Below are 12,191 nucleotides of genomic sequence, written 5' to 3'. Positions count from 1 at the left end.
GGCTGGTTATGGCTGAGCTCAGCCATAACCAGCCCGTCCGGCATTTGAGGACGCGCCCGCAGGGTGCTCGCCGCCGCAGGCGGCAACGGTGCGGCGGCGTCAGCCGACCGGTACCCCGTCGACCCGCAGAGCGGAATGGTGGCGGCGGGCGACCCCGGGGTGGGCGCGGAGCCAGCCCTTGATCTCGTTGCGGCCGTACTCGGCGAACAGCGGATTGGCGGCGTCCTGGGTGACCCCGGGCGCCCGGTGGGCGTGCGGGAAGGGCACCGGCTCGATCCGGGCGTCCAGCCGGGGGTTGTAGAAGAAGGGCACGGAGTACCGCTCGCGGTTGCCGGGCGGGCTGACCACCCGGTGGTTGGTCGCCTTGAGGTACCCGTTGGTCGCGACCTCCAGCAGCTCGCCCAGGTTGACCACGAACGCCCCGGGAACCGGGGGGACGTCCAGGAACGATCCGTCGGGCCCCTCGACCTGAAGACCGCCGACCTCGTCCTGCAGGAGCAGCGTGAGGAAGCCGTAGTCCTTGTGCGCGCCCACCCCCTGGGCGGCGCCGTCGGGGGCGCTGCCGGGGTAGCGGACGAGCTTCAGGTGCAGATGCGGACGGTCGGCGAAGGCGTCGTCGTAGAACGAGGCCGGGGCACCGATCGAGGCCAGCAGCTCGTGCAGCAGCCGCTGGGCCACTCCGCTGACCTTCTCCACCCAGCCCAGGGCCGCGGTCCGCAGCTCCGGGAGGGCGGCGGGCCACTGATTGGGGCCCTCCAGCCACCAGTAGGCGGGCTCGTCCGCGCCGGGTACGCGGGGCGCGCGCTCGGCACCGATGTCGATCTGGTCCCGCCAGTCCCGGCTGCCGCCGGTCCGCTCGTCGCCTATGCGGGTGTAGCCGCGGAAGTGCGGGGAGTTGAGGTTGCTGATGGACAGCCGTTCCGCCTCGGGCAGAGCGAAGAACGCACGGAGCGTGCGCATCAGTTCGGCGGTCTCGCGCGGGTCGATGCCGTGGCCGGTGAGATGGAAGAAGCCGACGTCCCGGGCGGCGGAGTGCAGGGCCTCGTGGAAACGGGCGCGGGCATCGGCACCACCGGCGGCGGCGGAGAGGTCGAGAACGGGAAGCTTGTCACTCATGAGGTATCCACAGCGTGAGGGCCCGGTCGGGTACGGCGGTACGCCGGACGGCTCGCGCTGCCGTGCGCAGGGTATGCGGGCAGCGCGGTCGAGGACCGGGGAACGGCAGAAAAGCTGGAGAGCAAGAAGAAAAGAGCGCCTCGGCCGACGACGGGGGCCGGGCGGATGGGGTCAGCCGTAGTGGCGACAGGACATGCTGGTGACGCGGAGGAGGTCCACGTGGCGGCGTTTCACGAGCATGGTCACATCGGCCATCGTATACGACCGGCTGTGCGAATACCTCGGACGCCTGTCTCCTGCGGTCGCGCACCGGGCCCCGCATGAGAAATCCCCCTTCCTCGGGGCCCGTGCACCCGAGGAAGGGGGAAGTTCTGTCCGGCAGTCGCTACGGTCAGTGACCGTGGCCCTTGCCGTCGTGGCCGCCGCGGCCGTCGTAGCCGCCGTGACCGTGTCCGCCGTGGCCCTTGCCGTGGTGACCGTCGTGGCCGCCGTGACCACCGAGGCCGCGGTTGCCCGAGCCGTTGCCCGAGAGGAGCGGGATCTCGTCGAGGATGTGCGACAGCGGGTCGTCGCCGTCGTCGATCGTCGAGTTGTCGGTGCACTGCTGCTGCTGCTGCGAGGTGAGGATCGGGATGTCCTGGATCCCGATGTTGATCAGCGCGACGAGGGACTGCAGACCGACCTTGCCGATGGCGATGCACGGCTTGTTGAGCGTGCCCTGGATCAGGCTCATCTGCGGGCTCTGGTCGCCGCCGGTCTTGGTGTTGCCGTAACCGACCTTGGAAGCGTTGCCGTTGGCGACATCATGGTCGTTGCCGATCGCCATCGCGGGGCCGGCCATGGTGCCGACCGCGGAAGCCGTCAGGGCGGCCGTGGCGAGTACCTTCTTGAGCACGTCTGTGCCTTTCGATCGAATTGCGCCTCAGGGAAGCGATCTGAGTAACTCGACCCCATTTGCAGAAGTTTCGGGCATTCACTCGTTTGCTTCATCGCCCCACCAGTTGCAGCAACACCACCGGCCGGCGGCCCCTCCGGCCGTGCGCGGCGCGCCCCCGAGACGCCGGGTGCATGTGGGTGACGACTCCCGGGGCCGGCCCGCTTCCGCCTGCTACGGTGCTGCGCGCGGCGGATCGCTCGGCCGTCAGCCCGCCCGGACAGCGCCCCCACAAGCCGCGTCCGGGCGGGCTTCCCGCTCTTGGGCGGCCGGGCCGCGCTCCCGGAGGGCCGCACGTCCGCGCCGTCCTCCGGCCGGACCGGGCCGGGCTCCCGAGGGCGCCCCCCTCCGGGCGCCGCGCCGGCCCCCGGGCATCCCTCGGGCACCCTCCGGGAACGCCCCCGGTGCCGCCGCACCGGAGTCTCCCCGGGGTCACGCCCCGGCCGTGGGCACGTACGATGTGTGCATGTCGTTCCTCCGCCGCCGCAGCGCTGCCACGCCCACCGGGCCGGACTTCGACGTCCTCGCGATGGACCCGGGGGACTGGCCGGGCGACCTCGGGGCCGGGCTGCTGCCCGCACCCGACGGCACCTGCCAGGGCGTCTTCCTCCGCTACGACCTGTTCGGCGGGCGCGGCCCGGCGATGATCATCGGCAACCTCCCCGAGGGCTCGCCCGCCCGCGAGCCGGGCGAGGGCCAGGTGCCCTTCGAGGTGGCACAGCTCCTCGCCGCCCTGGGCAACGAAGAGCCCGTGCACGTGGTGGACACCGAGGACATCCCCGTGATGCACGAGGACAACCTCCTCATCGTGCGGCGCGTGAAGTGCTCCGAGGGGCGGATCTCCTGCACCCAGTTCGACCGCAGCGACGGCGTCCTCGTCACCATCGCCGCCTGGGACCGGCCCATCACCGACGAGCTGTACCAGCTCCTCAAGCCGCTGCCCGCGGAGATGTTCCAGCAGGTCTGATCACCCCCGCCGACACACCGGAGCCCGGTACACCCGTACCGGGCTCCTTCGCGCGCCCCGCTAGCGGTTGGAGGACCGCACCGTCACGTCGGACGCCTTGACGAACGCCACCCGGTGGCCGAACTGGATCTCGTAGTAGACGTCCTTGCCCCGGACCACCTTGTGGCCGGCCGGGTCGAAGGTCTGCGCCCAGAGGTATTCGCTCGTCACCTTCTGGCCCAGGGCGTACGTCTGCCCGGCGAGCATCTTGTACGGCAGCGGCGTCACCGCCTGCACCGGCACGTCCGCCGGGTACGCCTCCTTCTCCGGGTAGGCCCGCCCGTACACGGCGACCTCGCCCACCCCCTCCTTCGGGGTGACGACCTTCCCGTAGGCGTTGACGGCGGTGGCCCGCCACCACGGATTCTGGAACCACGCCTTCTGCCCCAGATACCAGATCGCCGTCCACGAGTGGTGCCGGTCGGCGATCGCGAACTGCTGCCCGGTGGAGGCACGGGCGCCGATGTCGTTGACGTCGACCGTCGAGGCGGAGCCGTCCGGGCGCAGGCCGACGTCCTTCACCAGCGGCGCCTTCGCGCTGGGCGCCGTGTGCAGCCGCACCGCGCCCGACCCGTGCGCGGCACAGGGCTTGCCCGGCTCCACGCAGCCGGTGTACGCGGGCTTGTGGGCGTCGTAGTCGGGCCGGATGGTGACCAGACCGCCGAAGGCCCCGCCCGTCGGGTGCAGGGGCTTGCCCATCAGCTCGAAGTAGTGCGCCCAGTCCCAGTACGGCCCCGGGTCGGTGTGCATGCCCCGGATGGCCGCCGGGGTCGTGCCCGGGACGTTGTCGTGGCCCAGGATGTGCTGCCGGTCCAGCGGAATGGACAGCTTCTGCGCCAGGTGCCGCACCAGCCGCGCGGAGGTGCGGTACATCTCCTCCGTGTACCAGGCGTCCGGCTGGGCGAGGAACCCCTCGTGTTCGATGCCGACCGACTTGGCGTTCACGTACCAATTGCCCGCGTGCCAGGCCACGTCCTTCGTCGGCACGTGCTGGGCGATGTGCCCGTCCACCGAGCGCACCGTGTAGTTCCACGAGACGTAAGCCGGGTCCTTGACCAGCTTGATCGTCGTCTCCCACGAGCCCTCGGTGTCGTGGATGACAATGAAGTCGGCCTTCTGCGACGTGGGGCGGTTTCCGAGGTCGTGATTGCCGTAGTCGGCCCCCTCCAGCTGCTGGTACGGCGCCGGGATCGACTCGCAGGCCACGGTGGCGGGGCACTCGACGCCCCCGTCCGCCGGCTCCTTCAGGCCCAGCCGCCGGAGCTGGCCGGTACGGGCCGCCAGGTGCGGGACGCCCGTGAGGGTGACCCGCTCGCCCGTGTCGGTGGTGCGCTTCTCACCGGAACGGATGACGTCGTAGACGTCGTCGGCGAAGGTGGCGGCCGAGCCGGAGTCCGTGGCGCCCGGATAGCCGGCCACCGCCCCGTACCAGTCGGCGGGGTTCTCGCTCAGGGGCAGCCCCAGGCGCTTCTGCCCGTCCGCGAGCAGCGCCGCGCCGCCCTGCAGATTGGCCGCCGGGTCACGGCGCAGCGCCCCGGCGGGCAGGCCGGAGAGCCGCGCCGCCCGGGCCAGGGTGCGCAGCCGCGCCGGGAGCTCACCGGACGGCGGAACGGCCGGCCGGGCGGAGCGGGCGGCGGCGAGCGGCCGGGCGGTGTCGCCGCGGGGGTCCTCACGGCGCTCGCTGTGGTGCGGGGCCGAGGCGAGGGCGGTGGCGGCGTCGGTGAGGTGCATGGGCCCGTAGCCGCCGGTGACGCTGGGCGCGCCACCGTGGGTGTCCCAGCGCGACTGCAGATAGGAGACCCCCATCAGGACGCTCTGCGGGACGTGGTACTTCGCCGAGGCGTCGGCGAACGCCCGCTGGAGCGAACCGGCGGACGCCGGCCCGGCACCGGCCGACGGCCCCGCCGAGACCACCGGCAGCAGCAGGGCGGCCGACGCGACCGCGACGGCCGCCCGGACACCGCGGCGACGGCGGCGCGGCGGTCTGGGAGGGGTCGTCCACGGTGGGGGAGCGGATCCTCGCATGGGTGGCCTCCTCGGGGCGTGCAGTGCCAGAGCGGGCGTGCGGGGCCGGACGTACCAGAGGTAGCCGCTGGATAACGATCCGTCAATCATGCGGGAGGGGCCGGGCAGGGCATGTCAACGCCCGTGCCGGGAGATCACCCGGCACGGGCGTCAAGGACCGGCGGCGCGCCGCTGGGCCGTATTGATGAACGGCGGCACGCCGCGCGGGGAGGACGCGGCGTGCCGGAGCGGACCGGGCGGGCCCGGGCAGATCTTGGCAGGGGGCGTCAGCGGGTGCCGACCGCCGCCCGTACGGCGCGCCTGGCGAGCGCGCAGTCGTCGTGCAGCCGGCGCAGCAGCAGGCGCTGCTCCTCGCCGGACTCCGCGGCGCCGGGCGCCGCCGGGGCGGGGTCGTGCAGGGCGCGCTGCACGGCCGTCTCATAGGTGCGGATCTCGCGGGTGAGGACGAGCATCAGATTGACCAGGAAGGCGTCGCGCGACACCGGCCCCGCGGCCTGGGCGTGCTGGCTGATCCGGCGGCGCGCCATGGGGGCGTCCCCGAGGACCGTCCACAGGGTGGCCAGGTCGTACCCCGGGAGGTACCAGCCGGCCTGGTCCCAGTCGACGAGCACCGGCCCGGCGGGGGAGAGCAGGATGTTGGAGAGCAGGGCGTCACCGTGGCAGAACTGGCCCTGCACGTGCGCCAGGCCGTGCAGCAGCTTCTGCAGGTCTCCCAGATCCCGGTCGGTGAGCAGACCGAGCTCGTGGTAGCGGGCGATGCGCTTGCCGTAGTCGAGCGGCATGTCGAACATGCCGGCCGGGGGACGCCAGAGGTTGACCCGGCAGATCGCGCCGAGTGCCGCCTGGACGTCCGCCCGGGGCGGGGTGTCCCCGGGGTGGCGCTGGGCGGAGGCCGGCCGTCCGGGCATCCGCTCGATGACCAGGGTGCAGTTGTCGGGGTCGGCGGCGATGAGCCGGGGGACCCGTACCGGCGGGCGATGACGGACGAACGCCCGGTATGTAGCTATTTCGTGGCGGAACCGCTCGGCCCAGGCGGGTGAGTGGTCCAGTAAACACTTGGCCACTGCCGTGGCGCGGCCGGTGGAGCCGACCAGGAGCACCGAGCGCCCGCTGCGGCGCAGGACCTGGACGGCGTTGAACTCCGGGCAGATGCGGTGGATCGCGGCGATCGCCGTGCGCAGCTGCGCGCCCTGGGGGCCGGACAAGTCGATTCTCCCGCTCAGCGGTTGGCCGGCGAGCCCCGGCGGCCGCCGGGCCCGCCCGCCCCCGAAGCCCGCTCCCGCGGCGTGGGAGGGATCGAGGTACGGTCCGCCGCCGGCGTGCTGCGGACGGAGCGGCCGAAGCGGGGCGGACACGGAGGACGAGGCTGCATACATGGGCGGAACAGATCCCTTCGTGTGCCGACGAATAGCCGCGCTCCCCGGTCCCCGGGCCGTGAGCACCCTGGGGAATGCGGTCCGGCGGCCGGGTGGCCGGGGTGGCGCGTTCCTACATCACACCCGGCCGTGGGTGGCACACCATCTGGCGAGCCCTGGCGAACCCTGGCGAATACTCGCCTGGCCCATGTCGGCCCGCTACCTTCAAGTCAGCCGAGAACCTGGGGGCTTGACGTGACGAGGGAACCCAACACCCGCCTAGCAGACCTGTTCGGTTTGGCCGGATGGTCCAAGGGCGAGCTCGCGAGACTGGTGAACCGGCAGGCGGCCGTCATGGGCCACCCGCAGCTGGCGACCGACACCTCGCGGGTACGGCGTTGGATCGACATGGGGGAGTCCCCGCGAGATCCCGTGCCCAAGGTGCTGGCGGCCCTCTTCACCGAGCGACTCGGTCGTGTCGTGACCATCGAGGACCTCGGGTTCGGCCGCAGAGGGCGTGCGGGTAAGGGCAAGTCCGCGGACGGACTGCCCTGGCCGCCTGAACGGACTGCCGCGGTCCTCACCGAATTCACGGGAATGGACCTCATGCTCAACCGACGCGGCTTGGTGGGCGCGGGCGCCGCGCTCGCCGCAGGCTCAGTACTCAGCAGCGCCATGCACGACTGGCTGCACTCCGATCCGGTACTCGCCTCCGACGCACCCCGTTTCGACGACATGCGGCTGGGCACCGCGCACGCGGACCCCGCCGGGTACGACCGCTACGAGGCGGCGCCCGTGGGCTCCACGGAGATCGACGCCCTGGAGCGCTCGGTCGAGGTCTTCCGCGCCTGGGACGCGGCCCGCGGCGGCGGGCTGCAGCGCAAGGCGGTGGTCGGCCAGCTCAACGAGGTGGGCGGCATGCTCTCCTACCACCACCCCGAACACCTCCAGCGCCGGCTCTGGGGGGTGGCGGCCAACCTCGCCGTCCTCGCCGGCTGGATGTCCCACGACGTGGGCCTGGAGCCCACCGCCCAGAAGTACTTCGTCATCGCCGCCCACGCGGCCCGGGAGGGGGGCGACCGCCCCCGGGCGAGCGAGGCGCTCTCCCGGGCGGCCCGCCAGATGGTCCACCTCGGCCGTCCCGATGACGCCCTGGATCTGATGAAGCTCGCCAAGTCCGGCTCCGGCAGCGAGACGCTGCCGCGCACCCGCGCCATGCTCTGCACGATCGAGGCGTGGGCGCAGGCGTCGATGGGCCGCGGCCAGGCCATGCGCCGCACTCTGGGCGAGGCCGAGGAGCTCTTCGTCTCCGACAAGGGCGACGTGCCCGCGCCGAGCTGGATGCAGAAGTTCCACGACGAGGAATTTCACGGCATGCAGGCGCTCGCCTACCGCACGCTCGCCGAACACGACCCCTCGGTGGCCGTCATCGCCCAGCGGCACGCCAGAGAGGCGCTGGCGCTGCGGGGGAACGACACCCTCCGGTCAATGATCTTCGACTACATCTCCATGGCGTCCGCGTGCTTCATCGGCAACGACCCCGAGCAGGCGGACACCTACGCCCGGCTGGCCCTGGTGTCGATCGGCGAGACCTCCTCGCACCGCACCTGGGACCGGCTGCGGGAGATGTACCGGCTCACCGGGAAGTACGCGGGATACCCCCGGATCGAGGAGCTGCGCCGGGAGATCCAGCGGGCGCTGCCCAAGGCGCCGAAGGCGTCCAAGACCCCGGGGAAGGGCTCCGGCAAGGACGGGAGCGCGGCCGTGTAAGGGCGGCGCCGATCCCGGGCCCGTCCGGGCCGGGTACGGACACCGCCGGGCCCGCCCTGCCCACGGCCTGTCTGTCCGCCCGTCCCGCCAGTCCGCCCGTCGCGTGGTGGCGGGAGGCTAGGAGTTGATGCGGGCGATCAGCACACAGGCGTCGTCCTCGCGCTCCTTGACGCCGAACTCCTCCAGCACGGCTCGCACGCAGTCCTGGGCGGTTCTCGCCTCGGCGAACCGCGGTGCGAAGCCCAGGAGCCGCTCGGCGACCGTTTCGGCGAAGCCCGCGGCATCCGTGGTGCCGGTCTCCGGCCCGGTGCTGTGCGGTGACTCGCTGCTGTGCGATGCCAGGCCCTCGGTGTGCAGGACCAGGACGTCCCCGGGCTCCAGGGTTTCCTCGGCCTGGCCGTAGGTGACATCGGACACGGCTCCGAGCAGCAGGCCCTCCGGGGGCCGCAGCGAGCGGCCGCGCCCCCCGCGGAAGAGCAGCGGGGCGGGGTGCCCGGCCTGCGACCAGCTGAGGGTGCGGGCGGTGGGGTCGTAACGGCAGCACACCGCGCTGCCCAGGGCGGGCTGCGCGGAGGCGTCGAGGAGGTGGTTGAGCCAGCCCATCAGGGGGCCCGGCTCGGCGCCGGTGACGGCCATGCCGCGCAGCGCGCCGAGCAGCATCGCCATGGTGGAGGTGGCGGTCACGCCGTGGCCGGTGAGCCCGCCGACGCTCAGCAGCGTCCGCCCGTCGGGCAGCCGCAGGGCGTCGAACCAGTCACCGCCGATGAGGGCGCTGCTGGACGAGGGGAGGTAGTGCGCTGCGATGTCCAGGCTGCCGGGGGCGCCCGGGGTGCCGTCGGCCGGGCCGGCCTGTGGGAACCGCAGGGAACCGCGCCAGGCCGGCAGCACGGCTTCCTGCAGCTGCACCGCGAGCCGGTGCTCGGTCCGGGCGGCGTGCCGGTGGTGCCGGAGGGAGTCGCGGGTGTCGTGGACCTCCTCCCGGCGCCGGCGCTCCTCGGTGACGTCCCGTAATACGGCCCACATGGAGGCCGTGGCGCCGTCGGCGTCCAGGACCGGCTCGCCCATCATGTGCACCGTGCGGACCGCGCCGTCACCGCGCACGATGCGGAATTCGCCGTCGATCGGCCGGCTGTCCACCAGACAGCCGGTGACCATGGCGGTGAGGAGCCCGGTGTCCTCCTCGACCAGCCAGGAGGGCAGCTCGTCCAGGGTGGGCGCGCCGTCCTCGGGCCGGCGGCCGAAGAGCTCGAAGAGCTCCTCGGACCAGCTGACGTCGTCGGTGAGGAGATTCCACTCGGCGCTGCCCGCCCGGCCGGGCGGGTGCTCCGGCGGCGGCAGGAGCCGCCCGGCCGGCGCCTCCTCCGGGCCCTCGGCGCCGGGCAGCCCGGCGCGGAGCTGGTCCAGGTGCTCGCCGAGGCCGTCGAGGTGGTGCACGGCCAGCTCCACCAGGGCCCGCTGCCAGCGCAGCTGGGGGTCCTCCGACAGCGGCTCCTCGTCGGCCGTCTCCCGCCGCACGGCGTCGATGCCGCCACGGAGCGTGCGCGTCTGCGAGATGAGCGCGTCGACGGTGCCGTGCCCGGGCTGCCGGGCGGCGGGACGGTCCTCGTGGGGGGGCGGCATGTCGTACTCCCAATACGGGCGCGGCATACGGGTGCGGCTGACGGAGCGCGGCGTTGCCGGCTCCGCCGGCTCCGTCGGGTCCGGGAAAGGGCCGGTAACGACTCTGGCACAGGGAGCGAAGGCCCGTCAGGGCTTTGGCAACACCCGATCTGGTGGTGTCGAGGGCATATGCCGGAGGCTATAGGGCAGGCATTTCGGACAGGGCTCGGCGGAATGCCTCGCTCCAGGTAGGCTGCGGGCGCTCGGAGGACATCCAGTTCCCCCTGTTCACCAGGCATAGCCCCGCAGGACACCGGCAAGAATGCCGGACGACGGAAATCCCGTTGCCAGCCGACTCCCCGCACCGGATGCTGACCCCATGTTCGATCCAGACATAGCGCCCAGCGGCACCCTGCTCGGCCTCCTCCAGCGAGGCCGCGGCGACGGGACCCTGCATGCCCTCGCGGCGCCGCGGGCCGAGGCGCTCGCGGCACTGCACCACTGCGTGCTGCGCGACCCCAGGAGTGACTGGCAGGTCGAGAACCGCTCGCTGTACTACGCCCGGCTGCACATGGACCTCGACGGCGGGTTCGACGAGATCGAACAGCATCTGTTCCACCCCGACGATCACCTTGACCCGGCGGAGGAGCGCACCGGCCTGGCCCTCGCGGTCCTCGGCCACCTCGCCTCCTACGGGCGTACCGACGCCCTCCTGCTGCTGCGCCGCTACGCCATCTCCGGGGCGAACTGGGCCTGGGCCCTCGACGAGCTGGCCCTGCGTGACGACGACACCGGTCTGCTCGGCCTCGGGGAGAGCGTGCTGGCCCGCTTCCCGGCCACCCCCGAGGGCGAGGCCGCGCTCGCCGCGGCGGTGCGCGACGCCTTCGAGCCCCGCCCCTGGCGGCTGTGGGCCGACGCACAGCAGTCCCCGGCGACGGCCGCCCGGGTGCTGGCCGCGCAGGAACAGGGCTCCTTCGACCGCTGGCAGCGCCAGCTCCGTCCCGCGGGCCCCCGGCCCGGCTGGAGCGTGCGCGAGGTGCTGGACTGGGCCCAGCAGGGCCTCGCCCTCCACCCCACCCAGCTGCGGCACGTCCCCGCGACCCGCTGCCTGACCGCCGTCGCCGGCCCCGAGGACCGGCTGGAGATCATCCGGGCCGCCGCGAGCGGCCCGGAGGCCGCCCGGGCCACGGCGCTGCGCTACCTCGCCGAGCACCACGACCCGCAGGCCCTCGACCTCATCGAGGCCGCCGCGGCCGACGCCGCCGAGCTCGTCGCGGAAGCCGCCGTCACCGCCTTCGAGCGGATGCGCAGCACCGCGGCCCTGGAGCGGGCCCGCGCCTGGATCCACCGCAACGACGCCCTCGGCGCCGCCGCCGCGGGCATGCTCGCCTGCCGGGGCGGCACCTACGACTCCGCGCTCGTGCTCAGTGCCCTGCGCCGGACGGTGCGGGCCGAGGGGCCGGACGCGGCCGTGCTGTGGGACCTCGTCCACGGGGCCGGGCGCCTGTCGATCGGCTGTGCCGCGCCCGTGCTGCGCCACGTCTACCGCGAGACCGCCTCCTCCCAGTTGCGCGGCCGTACGGCCCGGGCCCTGGCGGCCACGGATCCCTCCTTCGCCACCGGCTTCGCCGTCGAGTGCCTGTGGGACTGCGAGGAGAGCACGCGCGAGCTGGCCGCCCACCACGCCACGACGGCCGACGCCCGGGTGGTGGAGCAACTGCGCAGACTCGCCACCGACCCGGCCGAGGAGGCCGAGGTCCAGACGGCCGTCCGCAGCCGCTTTGGCACCGAGGTGCCTCCGGCGGGATGATCCCCCCATGAATCCCAAGATCATGTCTGTTGCCGGGGCCGGGACGCTGCTCATAGCCGTCGCCGCCTCCCTCGCCCCGGCCCCGCCCGCAGCGGCCGCCGCCCCCGGCGGCCTGCCGGCCCGGCCGGCGGCCGCGGCGACCGCCACCGCCGCCCCGGTGCGGATCACCGAAGGGCAGGTCGCCGAGGCCGCGCCCGGCGGTGTGCTCCTCTACCCGAGCGTGACGAGCTGTCTGACCGTGACGGTGCGGCTGCGCGACGGCGGCCTCGCCGGCGCCCACGCCAGCCTGTTCCAGGTGCCCGGCGAGTACCGCTCCGACCAGATCCTCCCGGCGCTCCGGCGCCTGGTCGGGCAGCGGCCCGTGAGCGCCGTCGAGGTCAAGGGCGCCGTCGGCGCCTGGCACCCCGGCTACTTCACCAAGGCCGTCGAGAGCTACGGCGAGGGCGAGAGCGTCCCGTTCCCGTCGGGTCCGGACGCCCCCGGGATCGCCAAGGCGGTGGCCGAGGGCCTGGGGCAGCCGGCGCGGAAGGTGACCGTCGAGGATCTTCCCGACGGGGACGTGCGGGTCGGCTGAGC

9 protein-coding genes and 1 pseudogene are annotated in these 12,191 nt (G+C 73.4%); 4 read left to right on the top strand and 6 right to left on the bottom strand.

Going from position 1 to position 12,191, the window contains the following annotated elements; genetic code table 11:
- Positions 1 to 99 precede the first annotated feature (99 nt).
- The 3 genes and pseudogenes from ABZ951_RS23160 to ABZ951_RS23150 all read right to left on the bottom strand — a co-directional run.
- The gene (locus tag ABZ951_RS23160; protein WP_344094154.1) at positions 100 to 1,116 is read right to left on the bottom strand and encodes a 2-oxoglutarate and iron-dependent oxygenase domain-containing protein; all 1,017 of its coding nucleotides are present in this window, start codon (positions 1,114 to 1,116) and stop codon (positions 100 to 102) included.
- 171 nt (positions 1,117 to 1,287) lie between these two features.
- Positions 1,288 to 1,371: a putative leader peptide gene (locus ABZ951_RS23155; RefSeq protein WP_361280589.1), complete on the bottom strand. Its 84-nt coding sequence runs from the start codon at positions 1,369 to 1,371 to the stop codon at positions 1,288 to 1,290.
- 259 nt (positions 1,372 to 1,630) lie between these two features.
- Positions 1,631 to 2,011 (bottom strand): annotated as a pseudogene (locus tag ABZ951_RS23150) (rodlin); the annotation flags it as partial.
- A gap of 505 nt (positions 2,012 to 2,516) precedes the next feature.
- Between ABZ951_RS23150 and ABZ951_RS23145 the strand changes: the two are divergent.
- Positions 2,517 to 3,017 (top strand): hypothetical protein, encoded by a 501-nt coding sequence (locus ABZ951_RS23145; RefSeq protein WP_344094152.1) that lies wholly within the window; start codon positions 2,517 to 2,519, stop codon positions 3,015 to 3,017.
- Between the two features lie 60 nt (positions 3,018 to 3,077).
- On the opposite strand, the gene ABZ951_RS23140 is transcribed toward ABZ951_RS23145, so the two are convergent.
- Together ABZ951_RS23140 and ABZ951_RS23135 are read right to left on the bottom strand one after the other, a co-directional pair.
- Entirely contained in the window at positions 3,078 to 5,081 is a 2,004-nt protein-coding gene (locus tag ABZ951_RS23140) for a peptidoglycan recognition family protein (protein WP_361280587.1), read from the bottom strand.
- A 266-nt stretch (positions 5,082 to 5,347) separates the two neighbouring features.
- Positions 5,348 to 6,457, bottom strand: a complete 1,110-nt coding sequence (locus ABZ951_RS23135; protein ID WP_344094147.1) for an aminoglycoside phosphotransferase family protein — start codon at positions 6,455 to 6,457, stop codon at positions 5,348 to 5,350.
- A gap of 234 nt (positions 6,458 to 6,691) precedes the next feature.
- On the opposite strand from ABZ951_RS23135, the gene ABZ951_RS23130 reads away from it, so the two are divergent.
- The gene (locus tag ABZ951_RS23130) at positions 6,692 to 8,206 is read left to right on the top strand and encodes a hypothetical protein (RefSeq protein WP_344094145.1); all 1,515 of its coding nucleotides are present in this window, start codon (positions 6,692 to 6,694) and stop codon (positions 8,204 to 8,206) included.
- Positions 8,207 to 8,323: 117 nt separating this feature from the next.
- On the opposite strand, the gene ABZ951_RS23125 is transcribed toward ABZ951_RS23130, so the two are convergent.
- Positions 8,324 to 9,826 (bottom strand): SpoIIE family protein phosphatase, encoded by a 1,503-nt coding sequence (locus ABZ951_RS23125; protein ID WP_344094142.1) that lies wholly within the window; start codon positions 9,824 to 9,826, stop codon positions 8,324 to 8,326.
- A 358-nt stretch (positions 9,827 to 10,184) separates the two neighbouring features.
- Between ABZ951_RS23125 and ABZ951_RS23120 the strand changes: the two genes are divergently transcribed.
- Both ABZ951_RS23120 and ABZ951_RS23115 read left to right on the top strand, forming a co-directional pair.
- The gene (locus ABZ951_RS23120) at positions 10,185 to 11,615 is read left to right on the top strand and encodes a HEAT repeat domain-containing protein (RefSeq protein ID WP_361280584.1); all 1,431 of its coding nucleotides are present in this window, start codon (positions 10,185 to 10,187) and stop codon (positions 11,613 to 11,615) included.
- A 7-nt stretch (positions 11,616 to 11,622) separates the two neighbouring features.
- Entirely contained in the window at positions 11,623 to 12,189 is a 567-nt protein-coding gene (locus ABZ951_RS23115) for a hypothetical protein (protein ID WP_361280583.1), read from the top strand.
- The last annotated feature ends 2 nt before the right edge of the window (positions 12,190 to 12,191 follow it).

Source organism: Streptomyces sp. NPDC046215 (assembly GCF_040646215.1).
GTDB classification, from domain to species: Bacteria; Actinomycetota; Actinomycetes; order Streptomycetales; family Streptomycetaceae; genus Streptomyces; species Streptomyces stramineus.
The sequence above is the reverse complement of the archived record's forward strand: the minus strand, read 5'-3'. Positions and strand labels throughout refer to the sequence as shown.